Here is a 15,900-nt window from a genome sequence, read left to right on the forward strand (position 1 = left end):
ACAGGATAATACGGGAATACTAGAACAAAGAAAGAACAAACAGAAGCCGCGGCCTGCCAAATGAGCTGTGGATTATGTAGGATGCGGGGCGTATCGGCGGCGGCTCACCGCTAAGATGCGCACTCTTGAGACATTTGAAGCCGGGCCTGCGGTTCGGCGAAAACACGGGAAAAGCGATATGGCTGGTAGCGTCAACAAGGTGATCTTGATCGGAAATGTCGGGGCCGACCCGGAAATCCGGCGCACGCAGGATGGCCGGCCGATCGCCAACCTTAGGATCGCCACGTCGGAGACTTGGCGCGACCGCAACAGCGGCGAACGGCGCGAGAAGACCGAATGGCACAATGTCGTCGTCTTCAACGAAGGCCTCTGCAAGGTCGTCGAGCAATATGTGAAGAAGGGCGCCAAGCTCTATATCGAAGGCCAGTTGCAGACCCGCAAATGGCAGGACCAGAACGGTAACGACCGCTATACGACCGAGGTCGTGCTGCAGGGCTTCAGCTCGACGCTGACGATGCTCGATGGCCGCGGCGAGGGCGGCGGCGCCAGAAGTGGCGGCAGCGATTACGGCGGCGGTGGCGGCTACGAGGACTACGACCAGCCGCGGCAATCTTCGGGCGGCGGCCGCTCCGGCGGCCAACCGAACCAGGGCGGCGGCAATTTCTCGCGCGATCTCGACGACGACATTCCGTTCTGATCGGTAAGCGTCATCGATCGAAACACGTCCGGCCCGCCTCTACAGCGCCACGCGTCTTCTCAGTAGCGGGCCGTTGTGTTTTCAGCCCAGGTTCTGAACCGGAATCTGAAAGGCCGAGCGCACGCCGTCGACGACGAACTGAACGGCGAGCGCCGCCAGGATCACGCCGAGAAGGCGGGTGAGGATTGCCCGACCGGTGACCCCGAGGAAACGGTCGATCCGATCGGCGATCACCAGCGCCAGGAAGAGCGATGCCATCGAAGCGGCGATGACGACGAGGAGTTGGACGCGTTCGAGGACCGACGGAAAGGAACTGCCGAGCAGGATCGTTGCCGAAATTGCCCCAGGCCCGGCGATCAGCGGCAAGGCGAGGGGAAAGACCGCGATATTGTGAATGTGGTCCTTGGTGACGGCCGTTTCTCCGGTCTTTTCCTTTCTCTCCTGGCGCCGCTCGAAGATCATCTCGAAGGAGATCCAGAAGAGCAGCAGGCCGCCCGCGATGCGAAACGCACCGATCGAGATGCCGAGCAGACCGAGAATGCCGTCACCGAAAAGGGCAAAGGCGGCGAGGATGAAAAAAGCGATCAACGAGCCGCGGGTCGCGACCTGGAAACGCTCCTGCCGGCTGAGACCGACCGTCAGGCTCAGGAAAATGGGCGCAAGACCCGGCGGGTCGAGCGTGACGAGCAACGTCGTCAGCGCATTGATCAACAGATCGACATTGAACATCCGTTCCCCCTCCGGATCGCCCTCCGGGTCGTTTTCCCGGTAGCGGCGCTGCATTCTTAGGCAACCGATGCGCGCTTGGGAAGGGCCGACTAGCCAAGCGTTGCGCGATAGCCTAAACCGGCTTCACGGGAAGGAACGCCGGATCCATTCGAGGCTTGCGGAGAAGCCCTTCCGATTTATCGATGCCTGCCCTAGAAAAGCCCGTTCCGGCGGCAAAAGACTGTTCAAAACCATTGGCCAAAATTGGCGCTTGAAGCGGCATTCGGCTATAAGAACTGACTGATTCTGAACAAAGATCGTGATCGACATTGACTGAGCAAAGCACTCCCGGCGGCGGAAAAACTCCGCCAGGCATCGAGCCTATTTCCATCATCGAGGAAATGCAGCGGTCCTATCTCGATTACGCCATGAGCGTGATCGTTTCCCGCGCGCTGCCCGATGTGCGTGACGGCCTGAAACCCGTTCACCGCCGCATCCTCTACGGGATGAGCGAGCTCGGCATCGATTGGAACAAGAAATACGTCAAATGCGCCCGCGTCACCGGCGACGTGATGGGTAAATACCATCCGCACGGCAACATGGCGATCTACGACGCGCTTGCGCGCATGGCGCAGGACTGGTCGCTCCGCCTGCCGCTGATCGACGGGCAGGGCAATTTCGGCTCCGTCGACGGCGATCCGCCGGCGGCCGAGCGTTATACCGAATGCCGGCTGCAGAAGGCCGCCCATTCGCTGCTCGACGACCTCGACAAGGAAACCGTCGATTTCCGCGACAACTACGACGGCACGCTGCAGGAGCCGGTCGTCGTTCCGGCGAAGTTCCCGAACCTGCTCGTCAACGGCGCGGGCGGCATCGCCGTCGGCATGGCGACCAATATTCCGCCGCACAATCTGAGCGAAGTGATCAACGGCTGCATCGCGCTGATCGACGATCCGGCAATCGAACTGCCGGATCTGATGCAGATCATTCCAGGCCCCGACTTCCCGACCGGGGCGCTGATCCTCGGCCGCGCCGGCATTCGCCAGGCCTATGAGACCGGCCGCGGTTCCGTCATCATGCGCGGCCGCGCCCATATCGAGCCGATGCGCGGCGATCGCGAGCAGATCATCATCACCGAGATCCCCTATCAGGTGAACAAGGCGACCATGATCGAGAAGATGGCCGAACTGGTGCGTGACAAGCGCATCGAGGGCATCTCCGACCTGCGCGACGAGTCCGACCGCCAGGGCTATCGCGTCGTCATCGAGCTGAAGCGCGATGCCAATGCGGAGGTCATCCTCAACCAGCTCTATCGCTACACGCCTCTGCAGACCTCCTTCGGCTGCAACATGGTGGCGCTGAACGGCGGCAAGCCCGAGCAGCTGGCGCTGCTCGACATGCTGCGTGCTTTCGTCTCGTTCCGTGAGGAAGTCGTTAGCCGGAGAACGAAATTCCTGCTGCGCAAGGCGCGTGACCGGGCGCATGTCTTGGTCGGCCTTGCCATTGCCGTCGCCAATATCGACGAGGTGATCAAGCTCATCCGCCACGCGCCGGATCCGCAGACCGCCCGCGAACAATTGATGGAGCGCCGCTGGCCGGCCCATGACGTCGACGCGCTGATCCGGCTGATCGACGATCCCCGCCACCGCATCAACGAGGACGGCACCTACAACCTCTCGGAAGAGCAGGCCCGTGCCATTCTCGATCTCCGCCTGCAGCGCCTGACCGCGCTTGGTCGCGACGAAATCGGCGACGAACTCAACAAGATAGGCGAGGAGATCCGCGACTATCTGGAAATCCTCTCCTCGCGGCTGCGGATCATGCAGATCGTCAAGGACGAGCTCGCGGCGGTCCGCGACGAGTTCGGCACGCCGCGCCGCACCGAGATCGCCGATGGCGGTCCGGATATGGACGATGAGGATCTGATCGCACGGGAGGACATGGTCGTCACCGTCTCCCACCTTGGCTACATCAAGCGCGTGCCGCTGACCACCTACCGGGCGCAGCGCCGCGGCGGCAAGGGCCGCTCCGGCATGGCGACGCGGGACGAGGATTTTGTTACCCGGCTATTCGTCGCCAATACCCATACGCCGGTGCTGTTCTTCTCCTCGCGCGGCATCGTCTACAAGGAGAAAGTCTGGCGCTTGCCGATCGGTACGCCGCAGTCGCGCGGCAAGGCGCTGATCAACATGCTGCCGCTCGAACCCGGCGAACGCATCACCACGATCATGCCGCTGCCCGAGGACGAGACGACCTGGGAGAACCTGGACGTGATGTTCTCGACGACGCGGGGCACCGTTCGCCGCAACAAGCTTTCCGACTTCATCCAGGTCAACCGCAACGGCAAGATCGCGATGAAGCTCGAAGAGGAGGGTGACGAGATCCTCTCCGTCGATACCTGCACGGAATTCGACGATGTGGTGCTGACGACGGCCTGCGGGCAATGCATCCGCTTCCCGGTCTCCGATGTGCGCGTCTTCGCGGGCCGCAACTCGATCGGCGTGCGCGGCATCTCGCTCGGCGATGGCGACCGGATCATCTCGATGGCGATCCTCGCGCACATCGACGCGGAGCCGTGGGAACGTGCGGCCTATCTGAAGCGTTCGGCGGCCGACCGTCGCGCCGCGACAGGTGAGGATGAAGAGATCGTGCTGGTCGGCGAGGAAGTCGCCAATGGCGGCGAACTCTCCAATGAGCGCTATGAGGAACTGAAGGCGCGCGAGCAATTCGTGCTGACGGTTTCCGAGAGGGGCTTCGGCAAGCGTTCCTCCTCCTACGACTTCCGCACCTCCGGACGTGGCGGCAAGGGTATCCGTGCCACCGATACCTCGAAGACCGCGGAGATCGGCGAACTCGTCGCGGCCTTCCCGGTCGAGCACAACGACCAGATCATGCTCGTCTCCGACGGCGGCCAGCTGATCCGCGTACCGGTCGACGGCATCCGCCTGGCAAGCCGGGCCACCAAGGGCGTCACGATCTTCTCCACCGCCAAGGACGAGAAGGTCGTCTCGGTCGAACGGATCAGCGAGCCGGAAGGCGAGGACGAGATCGAGGAGATCGTCACGGCCGGCGAGGCCATCGTCGCCGAGCCGCCGGCCGACGCCGACGAGTAAGCATCTCGCCACACAGGAAAAGCCCGCCTATGGCGGGCTTTTTTGTCGGTGAGGCACGACCGGAATGACAGTGCCGGCCGGTCAGTTCTTGAAGACGATGCAGGCGCCTCCGCTCCGGCGAATGGCGGCGCAGAGCTTGTCCGCCTCGGCGCGGCTCTGGCGGCCGATGCGCGCGGCATATCGTATTCTGCCACCAAAACTGCCATTGCGCTCGCGCAGCAGGAGCGCCTTTTCGCCGTTGATCGGCGCCGGCAGTCGCTTTGCGGCATTCAGGAACAGGCGGTATGCGATGGTTTTCCGGTGGTGCGCGGCCAATTGCACGCCCCAGGGCGCCCAAGCGGCCTCGTCCACGACGACGATCTCGCGCAGCCGCCGCGTGCTGGCGAGCGCGACGCAGCCATCCAGGAAGCTCTTGGTCTTGTCGAGCGCAAGGTCGGGCGATTTCGGCGGGTTGTCGCGCCAGTCCTCCACCGGGTGGGCAGTGATCGCCAGGACGTATTCGCGCGTCTCGTAGGGCAGCCAATCAACCTCGAGAAACCGCTCGAGTCCGGCCTCGCCAGCATTGTAGGCCGCCGCTGCAAAGCCGAGATTGCCATAGCGGAGCTTGAGCTCGCTCAAATACTCGGCCGACTTGCCGAGTGCCGCCACGGCGTCGAAACTGTTGGCCAGACCGCGCAGCTTTGCCGTCCCGGGCATGAACTGGGCAATCCCTTCGGCGCCCTTTGGGCTGACGGCATCCGGTTGGAAAAGGCTTTCGCGCCAGATCAGCCGCGCAAAAAAGGGCGCCGGCAGTCCGTTTGCCTCGGCATAGTGTTCGATAATGCCACACACGTCCCGGGCAAAATTCTCGCGGCTGATGCAAAGTGGGACCGACGGATTTGCCGCGGAGACACCGGAATAGACGCATTTTCGCGCCGCGATCGGAGCGTCGGTTCGAGCGTCGGCGACGCCGCCTAGAACCAACGCAGCCAGAAACCCGGCCCCGCCCGCCAGACGTCCCATTCGGTTTCCCCAGATGCGGCATCGGCCCGCGCGGCTCTGTTTGACCATGCAGCTCCTCGGCGATGAACGAGTGATCTATGAATAGCATCTTCGCCGCCGACGAGAAACGGGGCAGGGCACAGCAACCGACGAGATCGTAGCCCCCCGAAAGGACGGCAACGCATTGATCCATGAAACAGCAAAAAAAGAGGGCCACAAGCGAACTTGGGCCCTGTCAGTTGTGAAGGTTTCAAAACCTCCAGAGGGGAACAGCTGATGCGGCAGCCGGGGAGGAGAAAGCCGCCAAATGCATCAGCTGAAATCAATATGGTAAGCGACTAAGTCGCTTTCAATGGCGGCGACGGCAGATTTTCACAACTGAGGGCTGCGCGTGCGGCGGGCAAAAAAAGAGGGCCGCAAGAAAACTTGGGCCCTTGTAGTTGTGAAGGTAATTAAAACCTCCAGAGGGGAACAGCTGCTGCGGTGGCACTGGGAGGAGAAGCCACCAAAGATGCATCAGCTGGATTTGGTATGCTGCTTTTTTGGGCGCGGAGCAATCATTTAATATGCATGACAGCCATGCCGTCCGCGCATTCCTGCACTTTTTTGCATCGCACCATCGCTTATTTCTTTGCGCTAATACTTGGAGTGCATTGAGAAATGTCAGAAAAACAATAGTTTAATGGCGCGCGTGGCAACTGCCTATAAATCGAGCAATCGCTCCGTGTGTCAAAAATTCCAATTGCGGGCCTTGGCGACGATATAGTCGCGGAAAACCTTCAGCTTTGCGGCGTTCTTCATTTCGTCCGGATAACAGAAATAGGTGTCGAAGGAAGGGATGTCGGCGCTGATCGGCAACTGGATCAAACCGGGATCTCGACCGACGATATAGTCGGGGAGCATGGCAATGCCGATGCCGAGCAGGCAGGCGCGCTTGATCGAGGTTTGGCTGTTGATCTGCAAGTGCGAGACGCGCGGATTGTCGGGATCTCGTCCGGCGATCTCCAGCCAGTTCACGTCCAGCAGATAGTTGGGAGCCGGTTCGCCGAAGGTGATGATGCGGTGATTGTCGAGATCCTGGATCGACTGCGGCTCGCCGTGCTTGTTGATGTAAGACGGCGCCGCATAGATATGCATGTGCACCGTGAAAAGCTTGCGCTGGATCAGGTCCGATTGCTGCGGTTGGCGCAAGCGGATGGCGCAGTCGGCATGCCGCATGTTCACGTCGAGTTCCTCATTGTCGAGAATGAGCTGGACGTGGATGTCCGGGTAGAGCGCCATGAATTCCTGGATCTTGTCGGTCAGCCAGCCCTGGCCGAGGCCGACGGTGGTCGTGATGCGCAACTTGCCGCTCGGTTTGTCGGTCGTCTCGCTGAGCTGTGCCTTGACGCTCTCAAGCTTCATCAGCACTTCGTGCGCCGTGCGATAGAGCATTTCGCCCTGTTCGGTCAGGATCAAACCGCGCGCATGGCGATGAAACAGCTTGATGCCGACGTCCTGCTCGAGCGCGCTGACCTGGCGGCTGATTGCGGACTGCGAGAGATGGAGCTTGTCTGCCGCATGCGTGAACGAGCCGGCCTCCGCCGCCGCATGAAATATGCGCAGTTTGTCCCAGTCTAGCGACATGAAATCCCCCATAAAGGACCGTTCGGAGGAACCGCAGGATCCTCCGCGCGTCACCGATGCGTCTGTTCCCTCACGGGGCCGGCCTCCCGACACTAGCCCCGTTTTGCAGCTTCTATTCGGCTGCAATTGCGACGGGCATATGACCCGCCAGATATTTCTCCGCCTCGAGCGCCGCCATGCAGCCCATGCCGGCGGCGGTGACCGCCTGGCGATAGATGTCGTCGGTGACGTCGCCGGCCGCAAAGACCCCGGCGACATCGGTCGCGGTGGAGTCCGGCGCCGTCCAGAGATAGCCGTTCGGCTTCTGGCGCAGCTTGCCCTTGAAGAGTTCCACGGCCGGCGCATGGCCGATGGCCACGAACACCCCATCGGCCGCCATTTCGGAAACAGCGCCGGTTTTCGTATTGCGCAGCTTCACACCGTTGACCGAGGCCGGCATCGGCGGCTTTGCCGGTGTGCCTAGATATTCGACCACCTCATGGTCCCAGACGATCTTGACGTTCGGCTTGGCGAACAGGCGTTCCTGCAGGATCTTTTCCGCCCGGAAGGCATCCCGGCGATGGACGACGGTGACCGTCTTGGCGAGATTCGAAAGATACAGCGCTTCCTCCACGGCGGAGTTGCCGCCGCCGACGACGATGACGTCCTTGTTGCGATAGAAGAAGCCGTCGCAGGTGGCGCAGGCGGAAACGCCGAAGCCCATGAAAGTCTGCTCCGTCTCGATTCCCAGCCACTTGGCCTTGGCTCCGGTCGCGATGATCAGCGCGTCGGCGGTCCATTCGGTGCCGCTGTCCGTGTTGATGCGGAACGGGCGTACGGAAAGATCCACATCGGTGACGATGTCATTGACGATCTCGGCGCCGACATGCGTCGCCTGCTTCAGCATCTGCTCCATCATCCACGGGCCCTGGACCGGATCGGCATAGCCCGGATAGTTCTCCACATCCGTGGTGATCATCAGCTGGCCGCCTTGCTCCATGCCGGCGATGAGGACGGGCGAAAGCATGGCGCGGGCCGTATAGATCGCTGCGGTGTAGCCGGCAGGGCCGGAGCCGATGATCAGCACTTTGGTGTGGCGGGCAGTCATGCTTTGGTCCTTATCTCGCCGGACGGCGGCTGGCGGTGTCCGGTTTGGGTCGATGCTCGAAAAATATCGCCTTAGTTTAGGTATTCACAGCGCGCTCTTTCAAGGGCACCGCTGCTGATACACACAAGTGGTTGCGTGCGCATCATGAAATTGGCACCAGATCGGGCATTTTTGCATCGTTTCTGATGCAGAATGGACGGTCGAGCGGGCAGAGGCGCCTGGCCGCCGCACTTGGCTGAAAGGTTTTTGTGCACGCAACGCGCCGCACTCTCGTTCAGGGACGCAGTTAGTGCTACCCACAGGGTAAGAATATCGCCTCGGCGTGACCGGCTTTCCTCTTAGGATGACGTCGCGCGAGAAGGGGGACCACCTGCTGCGGGGTCCATGAAAACGGGGATTGGCAAATGGTCTTACGCGTCGACCTCGATGCAATCGACATGAAAATCCTGCGCGAGTTGCAGGGCAACGGCCGCATGACGAATGTGGAATTGGCCGAGCGCGTGGGCATCTCGGCGCCGCCGTGCCTGCGCCGCGTTCGCAAACTCGAGGAGGCGGGGGTCATCCGGGGCTACCGTGCGCTCCTGAATGCCTCCGCACTCGGCTACGATCTCGTTGCCTTTTGCATGGTCGGCCTGAAGCATCAATCTGACGCCAATCTCAAGGCCTTTGCCGCCCGGACCGCCTCATGGCCCCTCGTCCGCGAGGCCTGGATGGTCTCGGGCGAATCGGATTTTCTGCTTCAGTGCGTCGCCGAGAACCTTGCGGCCTTTCAGGATTTCGTTATTGAAGAGCTCACTGCGACCGACAATGTCGATACAGTACGGACGATGCTGACGATCCGCCAAGTGAAGGACGCCTGCCAGGTGGAGATTTAGCGAAGCATCGCCGTTGCCATTCAATCGGGGCGAACTGGGCAGCAGAACCTTGACACTTGCCGGACAAGAGCCTTTTCGCGCAACGCAAGCGGCCGGTCAGAAGAGCTCCATGACGCCAAAGCTCCCGCTTTCCGCTTTCATCATCTGCTTGAACGAAGAGGCCTATCTCGGCAATTGCATCGAAAGTCTCGATCAATGTGCCGAGATCGTGGTCGTTGACTCCGGCTCGACCGATGGAACGGCGGCACTGGTGCAATCCTATGTCGACAAGGGCTGGCCCATCCGGTTCATGCATGAACCGTGGCGTGGCTATGCCGGGCAGAAGCAATTCGCCCTGGAGCAGTGCAGTCAGCCCTGGTGCTTCAATATCGACGCGGACGAGCGGTTCGACGAACCGCTCAAGGCCCTCCTGCCTTCGCTCTTGAATGCCCCGTCCGACATCGTCGGCTGGCGGGTGGCGCGCCGTCCCTATCTGATCGGCTACGGCTACACGCCCGAAAAGGTGCACGAACGGCGCAATCTACGCCTGATCCGCAACGGGTGCGGCCGCTACGACCTTGACCAGAAGGTGCACGAAGGGATCGTCCCGGAAGGCAAGGTGGACGCGGCCCGAACGGGCAGCCTGCTGCACTACCGGCCGCTGATCATCGACGAGCAGATCCTCAAGGAAAACAAGTATTCGACGCTGAAAGCGGATCAGCAGTTCGCCGAGGGCAAGGCGGTGCGCCCCTATAAGATGCTATTTGGCCCGCCGCTCTATTTCTACCGGCTCTACTTCCGCAATGGTCTCTGGCGCTGCGGCTTCCCGGGTTTCATCGAAGCCATGACCGGCTCGGTCTACGCGTTCCTGACCGCCGCCAAGGTCTATCAGCGGCACGCGTTGAAGGCCCGGCCGAACGTCGACGACGCGCTCTCCCGTTAAGTGCCTGGAAAAGGTGACGTATGAAAGTCATGCATATACATTTCGGCAAGGAGGGCGGCGCCGAGCGTTTCTTCGTGAACCTGGTCAACGCCCTGCATGACAGGGGCGTCGAGCAGCGCGTGCTGGTCCGGCCCGGGCGCAGCTGGCGTGGCGAAATCGAGGGCAGCGCAAAGGTCTACGAAGGCGTCTTCCGCCGCATTTCGCTTTCGCGTTTCTTGCTGCGGTGGCGGATGTCGCGGATCCTTCGGGAATTCCGGCCGGACGTGATCATGGCCTGGCAGTTGCGCGCCAGCCGCTTCATGCCCGCCTACAAGGATGCCTTCCGCATTTCTCGTCTCGGCGACTATCCGGAGCATCTCGGCTACTACGCCAATGTCGAGACATTGGTCTGCATCACGCCGGATATCGCCGCCAAGGTTCGCGAATTCGGCTGGCGCGGCGATATCGAGGTGATCGCCAATTTCACCCGTGCGACGCCGGTCGCCCCGGTCGCGCGCTCCGACATGCAAACACCCGACGACGCCTTCGTCGTCGTCGGCATGGGCCGTTTCGCCAAGCGCAAGGGCTTCGACGGGGTGCTGCGTGCCGTCCAGAAGATCGACGGCGCCTATCTATGGCTCGTCGGCGACGGCCCTGAACGCGAAGCTCTGGAACGGTTGGCGGACGAACTCGGCATCCGCGATCGGGTGCGCTTTCCAGGGTGGCAGACGAACGCCTATGGCTACCTCGCCGCCGGCGATTTGTTCGTCATCAATTCCTCTCACGAGCCCCTCGGCAATGTCTGCTTCGAGGGCTGGGGTGCCGGAAAACCGACGGTGTCATCGAGAGCCGAGGGGCCATCCTGGGTAATGACGCACGAGCGCGACGCGCTGATGGTCGATTGCGGCGACGACGACGGCCTCGCAAACGCGATCCGCAGGCTGCGCGACGATCCCGAGTTGCGCGTAAGATTGAGTGAGGGCGGCCGCGAAACGCTGTCTACGCGCTTTTCCGAGGAGGCGATCACCGACGCTTATCTCGATCTCTTCGCAAGAGGTGCCGCTCGCCGATGAAAGTCATACACTTCCACTTCGGCAAGGACGGCGGCGCGGAACGCTTTTTCGTCCATCTCGTCAACGCGCTTGCCGAACGCGGCGTCGAGCAGAAATCGGTGATCCGCCCCGACCGTCTCTGGCGCTCCGAAATCGAGGGCGCGACGAAGATAACGGAAAGCCATTTCCGGAACCTGTCGCTGGACCGTCTTCTGCTGCCGCGCAGGGTGATGCACATGGCACGGCGCGACAGGCCGGACGCCCTGATGGCCTGGGCGCCGCGCGCCAGTCAATTGATGCCGCCCTATAAGGGGTGCATCAAGATTTCCCGGCTCGGCGACTATCCGCCACGCCTGGACTATTTCCGCAACACGGATTGCCTCGTCTGCAATACGCCGGGGATTGCCGAGCATGTCCGCGCGCTCGGCTGGAAGCGCGATGTCGAAGTCATCTCGAACTTCACCAGCACCGAACGCGTGGCGCCGATCAGCCGGGCGGTGCTCGACACGCCGGCGGACGCGCCGGTCGTCATGTCGATGGGCCGTTTTGTGGAGCGCAAAGGCTTCCATACATTGATCGAGGCGGTCGCCAACGTGCCCGGCGTTTACCTCTGGCTGCTCGGCGATGGCGAGGAACGGGACAACCTCGACAAGCTTGCAACCGATCTCGGCGTCAGTCAGAGAATTCGCTTCGCCGGTTGGCAGAAGGACACGAGACCGTTCCTCGCAGCGGCCGACATCTTCGTCATGGCGTCGAGCCACGAGCCGCTCGGCAACGTCATTCTGGAGGCCTGGGCCCAGGGAACGCCGGTCGTCTCCAGCCGATCCGAGGGACCGCAGTGGTTCATGCGTGACGGTGAAAACGGTCTGATGGCCGATATTGGTGATGCCCAAGGTTTCGCGCACGCAATCGAGCGGATCGCGAACGACCGCGACCTCGGATCTGCACTCGCCGAAAGCGGACATCAGACTTTGGTCAGCCAGTTCTCCAAGGCGGCGATCACCGATGCCTATCTGAGGCTGTTCGCCTCGAAGCGCCCCTAAGTCAGCGCATAAGGCCGTCGTAGATCGCACCGATTGCCCGCGCTTCACTCTCGATGGCGAAATCCCTTGAGGTGCGCGCCAGACCGTTTGCGCCGGCAGCCGCAAGTCGCGCCGGGTCGTCCATGAATGTCGCGGCGCCCTCGACCATTGCTTCGAGGTTGGCGGCCAGAATGATAAGCCCGGTCTCGTCCGGCCCTTCGGCAATCAATTCGGAGAAGGCGCCGACGTCGCTCGCCACGACCGGCACGCCGCTCGCCATGGCCTCGAGCGGTGTCAGGCCGAAGCCCTCCCATCTCTGTGGTGCGATAAAGAGATCGAGGGCGCGGTACCAATCGGGAATATTGGTGTGCTCGCCGACAAACAGTATGCGGTCGGTAAGCCCAGCCTTGACGACGCGATCCTTCAATTCAGCCTCGAAGTCGAGGTGAGGGCCGGTAGCGCGTCCGGCGACGATCGCGCCCCATTCGGGTCGGCTAGGCAAGAGGGCAATCATGCTGTCGACGAAAAGGTCGGTTCCCTTCTGATGGCGGACACGGCCGAAGCACCCGACATATTTCCTCGAGGGATCGAGTTCGAGTGCGCGTTTCGCCGCCGTCTTGTCGACCGGCGGTCGGAAGCGTTTCGTGTCGATCCCGTGCAGGATGACGGTGTTCGGAACCTCCAGATAGGCGGCTGTTTTGGCGCTCGTGGCAATCACCGCGTCCATCCGGCCGATGAGGAACTTGCTCCAGCCGGTATGCCGCCGCTGCGAGGCGGAGGTGAAGACGACCCGGATCTTCATGCGCAGCAGATCACGCAGAAGGATTGCCGGCAGCATTTCGACATTGCGGCGCGCATGCCAGACGCGGCAGCGGCGGCCCGGCGGCTTCCGCCAGAGGTGGATCAGGTCGCGGAACCGGACCGACGGCAAGCTCTCGGGAAGCCCGGGTCCGAGGACCGCGATCTTCTGCCCAAGGTTGCACTGAACGGGAACAAGCTGGATGATCGTCGAAGTGACGCCGGAGAGACGCCGCTTGAAATTGGGCGCAATAACCTCGATGTCCCGGATATCGGCCACGTGAGCGCTCTCCTTGCGCCGCTAGCAATCAGGTGTGGGGAAGCGGAGCCGGTCGAATGCCGCGCCCCGTACGAGGCGGGCGGGGCCGTGGTCATGCCCCACCGCCCTTCCGTGTTTTGGCTGCTGGATTCGGGCGATCAGCCCCATTGAACGGCGAGGATTTCGTATGCCTTTGAACCACCCGGGGCGTTCACTTCGATGGAATCTCCGACCTCCTTGCCGATCAATGCGCGGGCAATCGGAGAGGAGATGGAAATGCGGCCGGCCTTAACGTCGGCTTCCTGGTCGCCAACGATCTGGTAGGTCTTTTCCTCCTCGGTGTCCTCGTCTACGAGTCTCACGCGCGCACCGAACTTGATCTTCGAGCCGGACATCTTCGAAAGATCGATGACCTCCGCCCGGGCGATCAGGTCCTCGAGCTCGGAGACCCGACCCTCATTGTGGCTTTGCGCCTCCTTGGCGGCATGATATTCGGCATTTTCCGACAAATCCCCATGGGCACGCGCCTCGGCGATCGCTTCGATGATTCGCGGGCGTTCTTCCTGCTGGCGCCAGCGCAGCTCCTCCTGCAGATTGGCGAAACCACCCTGGGTCATCGGAACCTTGTCGACCATTTCATTGTCCTTTATCAAGCGCGCGGCGCCGCCTCCCGGCGGCGCCGACGCAAAAGAAAACGGTTCCCGGAGCGAAAGCACCGGAACCGTCCAAAAACATCCGAACCGTTCTTATAACAGAAACGGAAGCGCGAAAGCCAGATTTTTCGCGACGGCCACGGCTGCCGAAGGCGGCGTGCGGCGTCGAGCTTCTCCAAAATATTCGGTCACTTGCAAAAAGCCCCTTTACCTCAACGGCACTTGAGGTTGTATCAGTTCAGGTTCCATGAACAAGCGATCGGAACCAATCTATGAGTGTAGTCGAAGAGGGAGCAGGGACCGCCAGCGTGACTCTGCGCGGAGACGGTCAGGGACACGGCGAAGGCGAGGGCCGCTGGAGCGAATTGTTGCGAAGGGATCATCTCGCTGCGACCGTGACACTGTGCCTTGGCGTCGCGCTGTTTGCCTTCAACGAGTTCTTCATTTCGACGGCCCTGCCGACGGCCGTCGAGGAATTCGGCGGGGCGGCGCTATTGTCCTGGGCCTTCACGCTCTATCTCGTCTTCGCCATCATCGGCGGCGCCCTGGCGGCCAATCAGAAAGCCAGGTTCGGCGCGCGCAATACGCTGATCGCTGCGGCACTCGTCTTCGCCACCGGCACCGCCATCGCGACGTTCGCGACCGGCATGCCGCAAGTGCTCGCAGGCAGGCTGCTGCAAGGGCTGGGCGAGGGGATCATCGCCGGAGTTTGCTATGCACTGATACCCGAGCTTTTCCCACCGCGCCTCGTACCGAAGGTGTTCGGGGCAGAGGCAATCGTCTGGGCCTCGGCGGCCTTTGGCGGCCCGCTGATCTCCGGGGCTCTCACCGAGCACTGGTCCTGGCGCGCCGCCTTCTTCGTCAACATCCCGGCGGTCGCAATCTTCATAGCGCTCGTCATCGCAATCGTCGGTCCGCCGAAGGCAGGCAAGGGGTCGGCAGGCGCGGTTCCCGTGCTGCGACTTTTCGCTTTCGGCCTGGGCATCTTGCTGATCTCGCTCTCGAACACGGCAGGGAACGGCTATCTGATGGCTGTCTTGCTCGTACTGGCGCAAGCCGTCTTCATCGCTGCGATCCGATCCGATCGCAGGTCGCCGAATTCCATTCTGCCGTATGGTGCTTTCTCGATCCGCACTCCGCTCGGCACAGGACTCTGGGTCATTCTGTTGATGCCGCTCGCCCAGGCGGCGGGCTCCGTCTATCTCGTCTATACCATGCAGCAGCTGTGGGACTTCGGACCGACCGCTGCCGGTTTTTCCAGCGCCCTGATGGCCATGTCCTGGAGCGGCACGGCAATCCTTGTCGCCAGCCTGCCCTCGCATGCATTTCGCGTTCGTCTGATGTGGACGGGGCCGCTGATCCTCTGCATCGGTCTCGTCGGACTGGCGCTGGCCGTCGGCAGCGGTGAATATCGCCTCGTGTTCGTCGGGCAGGTCGCTATCGGAACCGGTTTCGGGGTGAGTTGGGGAACGCTCAGCCAGTTCCTGATGGATGTCTCGGCCAGAGAGGAACGCGACAGGACGTCGGCGCTGCTGCCGACGCTGCAATCGGCCGGCTACGCGATCGGCGCTGCCACTTTCGGTGCAACTGCCAACGCGTTTGGCTTCGATGAGGGCGTCAGCCACCGTGTGCTGTCCTTGTCGCTGCTTGCCGTGTTTTCTCTGGCTTGCATCATTGCCGCCGCGTCGCTCTTCTTCGCCGTCAGGACTCTGCGCCTGCCGCCGCTCAAGTGAGGGCTGCGGTCGCGGCCGACGGAACAGCATTTTCGGGGTGGTCGCGGAGCAAGCCGGGACGGCCTCTGCCAATCAAGGCAAACTGCTCGCGGCCGCGACCCACGGACGGCGCAACGGTCGCGAGCAGTTTGCCCTCGCTCGAACGCACCTGCACCTTGAGCGATCCATAGTCGGCGTCACGGCCGATCTTGTCGGCGATACGCTGAGCGTAATAGAGCGCGGAACCGTCGTCGAAATGAGCGACGCCCTCCTCATCGAGGAAGCTGTCTTCACCCCAGCAAAGATCGAAAAAATATAGCCGCATGCCCTCGCCCCCGGAGAGCGCGTCGCCGTCCCATTCGGCCTCGCTGCTCACGGGGATCAGAGAACCACGTCGCATCCGAATGAAGCCTGAA

Annotated in this window: 14 protein-coding genes; 7 read left to right on the top strand and 7 right to left on the bottom strand. The window is 62.0% G+C overall.

Annotated features, from left to right (window positions below; all coding sequences use genetic code 11):
- The first annotated feature begins 178 nt into the window (after positions 1-178).
- Positions 179-697 (top strand): single-stranded DNA-binding protein, encoded by a 519-nt coding sequence (locus RHIBR816_RS0127555; RefSeq protein WP_018239806.1) that lies wholly within the window; start codon positions 179-181, stop codon positions 695-697.
- Positions 698-778: 81 nt separating this feature from the next.
- On the opposite strand, the gene RHIBR816_RS0127560 is transcribed toward RHIBR816_RS0127555, so the two are convergent.
- The gene (locus RHIBR816_RS0127560; RefSeq protein WP_018239807.1) at positions 779-1,426 is read right to left on the bottom strand and encodes a MarC family protein; all 648 of its coding nucleotides are present in this window, start codon (positions 1,424-1,426) and stop codon (positions 779-781) included.
- Positions 1,427-1,734: 308 nt separating this feature from the next.
- Between RHIBR816_RS0127560 and gyrA the strand changes: the two genes are divergently transcribed.
- Positions 1,735-4,518 carry a DNA gyrase subunit A gene (gyrA, locus tag RHIBR816_RS0127565; protein WP_026187488.1) on the top strand — a complete coding sequence of 928 codons (2,784 nt, stop codon included), beginning with the start codon at positions 1,735-1,737 and terminating at the stop codon, positions 4,516-4,518.
- An 81-nt stretch (positions 4,519-4,599) separates the two neighbouring features.
- Here gyrA and RHIBR816_RS0127570 read toward each other — a convergent pair whose 3' ends face one another.
- The 3 genes from RHIBR816_RS0127570 to trxB form a co-directional block, all read right to left on the bottom strand.
- A complete protein-coding gene (locus RHIBR816_RS0127570; RefSeq protein ID WP_026187489.1) occupies positions 4,600-5,568 on the bottom strand; it encodes a transglycosylase SLT domain-containing protein in 969 nt (322 codons plus the stop codon).
- A gap of 660 nt (positions 5,569-6,228) precedes the next feature.
- Positions 6,229-7,125: a LysR family transcriptional regulator VtlR gene (locus RHIBR816_RS0127575; RefSeq protein ID WP_026187490.1), complete on the bottom strand. Its 897-nt coding sequence runs from the start codon at positions 7,123-7,125 to the stop codon at positions 6,229-6,231.
- Positions 7,126-7,237: 112 nt separating this feature from the next.
- A complete protein-coding gene (trxB, locus tag RHIBR816_RS0127580) occupies positions 7,238-8,212 on the bottom strand; it encodes a thioredoxin-disulfide reductase (RefSeq protein ID WP_018239811.1) in 975 nt (324 codons plus the stop codon).
- A 404-nt stretch (positions 8,213-8,616) separates the two neighbouring features.
- Here trxB and RHIBR816_RS0127585 point away from each other — a divergent pair, with 404 nt between their 5' ends.
- From RHIBR816_RS0127585 to RHIBR816_RS0127600, 4 genes are all read left to right on the top strand, one after another.
- Positions 8,617-9,087 (top strand): Lrp/AsnC family transcriptional regulator, encoded by a 471-nt coding sequence (locus RHIBR816_RS0127585; protein ID WP_012708105.1) that lies wholly within the window; start codon positions 8,617-8,619, stop codon positions 9,085-9,087.
- Between the two features lie 109 nt (positions 9,088-9,196).
- Positions 9,197-10,009, top strand: coding sequence for a glycosyltransferase family 2 protein (locus RHIBR816_RS0127590; protein WP_026187491.1), 813 nt, complete (start codon positions 9,197-9,199; stop codon positions 10,007-10,009).
- Positions 10,010-10,029: 20 nt separating this feature from the next.
- Positions 10,030-11,061: a glycosyltransferase gene (locus tag RHIBR816_RS0127595; RefSeq protein WP_018239813.1), complete on the top strand. Its 1,032-nt coding sequence runs from the start codon at positions 10,030-10,032 to the stop codon at positions 11,059-11,061.
- On the top strand, positions 11,058-12,083 hold the full coding sequence (locus RHIBR816_RS0127600; RefSeq protein ID WP_018239814.1) for a glycosyltransferase: 1,026 nt from the start codon (positions 11,058-11,060) through the stop codon (positions 12,081-12,083). Before RHIBR816_RS0127595 ends, RHIBR816_RS0127600 begins: the two co-directional genes overlap by 4 nt.
- Before the next feature lies 1 nt (position 12,084).
- On the opposite strand, the gene RHIBR816_RS0127605 is transcribed toward RHIBR816_RS0127600, so the two are convergent.
- On the bottom strand, positions 12,085-13,140 hold the full coding sequence (locus RHIBR816_RS0127605) for a glycosyltransferase family 4 protein (RefSeq protein ID WP_018239815.1): 1,056 nt from the start codon (positions 13,138-13,140) through the stop codon (positions 12,085-12,087).
- 137 nt (positions 13,141-13,277) lie between these two features.
- Positions 13,278-13,754: a transcription elongation factor GreA gene (gene greA, locus RHIBR816_RS0127610; protein WP_026187492.1), complete on the bottom strand. Its 477-nt coding sequence runs from the start codon at positions 13,752-13,754 to the stop codon at positions 13,278-13,280.
- Positions 13,755-14,044: 290 nt separating this feature from the next.
- Between greA and RHIBR816_RS0127615 the strand changes: the two genes are divergently transcribed.
- Positions 14,045-15,505 (top strand): MFS transporter, encoded by a 1,461-nt coding sequence (locus tag RHIBR816_RS0127615; protein ID WP_018239817.1) that lies wholly within the window; start codon positions 14,045-14,047, stop codon positions 15,503-15,505.
- Here RHIBR816_RS0127615 and RHIBR816_RS0127620 read toward each other — a convergent pair.
- Complete coding sequence (locus RHIBR816_RS0127620; protein WP_026187494.1) at positions 15,498-15,809, bottom strand: hypothetical protein; 312 nt, start codon at positions 15,807-15,809, stop codon at positions 15,498-15,500. The genes RHIBR816_RS0127615 and RHIBR816_RS0127620 overlap by 8 nt on opposite strands.
- Positions 15,810-15,900: the final 91 nt, after the last annotated feature.

The sequence above is a fragment of the Ensifer sp. BR816 genome (assembly GCF_000378985.1).
In the GTDB taxonomy this organism is placed as follows: Bacteria; Pseudomonadota; Alphaproteobacteria; order Rhizobiales; family Rhizobiaceae; genus Sinorhizobium.

Bases quoted from the DNA above. Each gene is read 5' to 3' on its own strand.
- RHIBR816_RS0127590 (WP_026187491.1), top strand. From the start codon at position 9,197: ATGACGCCAAAGCTCCCGCTTTCCGCTTTCATCATCTGCTTGAACGAA.
- trxB (WP_018239811.1), bottom strand. From the start codon at position 8,212: ATGACTGCCCGCCACACCAAAGTGCTGATCATCGGCTCCGGCCCTGCC.
- RHIBR816_RS0127570 (WP_026187489.1), bottom strand. From the start codon at position 5,568: ATGGTCAAACAGAGCCGCGCGGGCCGATGCCGCATCTGGGGAAACCGA.
- RHIBR816_RS0127555 (WP_018239806.1), top strand. From the start codon at position 179: ATGGCTGGTAGCGTCAACAAGGTGATCTTGATCGGAAATGTCGGGGCC.
- RHIBR816_RS0127615 (WP_018239817.1), top strand. From the start codon at position 14,045: ATGAGTGTAGTCGAAGAGGGAGCAGGGACCGCCAGCGTGACTCTGCGC.
- greA (WP_026187492.1), bottom strand. From the start codon at position 13,754: ATGGTCGACAAGGTTCCGATGACCCAGGGTGGTTTCGCCAATCTGCAG.
- RHIBR816_RS0127585 (WP_012708105.1), top strand. From the start codon at position 8,617: ATGGTCTTACGCGTCGACCTCGATGCAATCGACATGAAAATCCTGCGC.
- RHIBR816_RS0127600 (WP_018239814.1), top strand. From the start codon at position 11,058: ATGAAAGTCATACACTTCCACTTCGGCAAGGACGGCGGCGCGGAACGC.
- RHIBR816_RS0127620 (WP_026187494.1), bottom strand. From the start codon at position 15,809: ATGCGGCTATATTTTTTCGATCTTTGCTGGGGTGAAGACAGCTTCCTC.
- RHIBR816_RS0127595 (WP_018239813.1), top strand. From the start codon at position 10,030: ATGAAAGTCATGCATATACATTTCGGCAAGGAGGGCGGCGCCGAGCGT.
- RHIBR816_RS0127575 (WP_026187490.1), bottom strand. From the start codon at position 7,125: ATGTCGCTAGACTGGGACAAACTGCGCATATTTCATGCGGCGGCGGAG.
- RHIBR816_RS0127560 (WP_018239807.1), bottom strand. From the start codon at position 1,426: ATGTTCAATGTCGATCTGTTGATCAATGCGCTGACGACGTTGCTCGTC.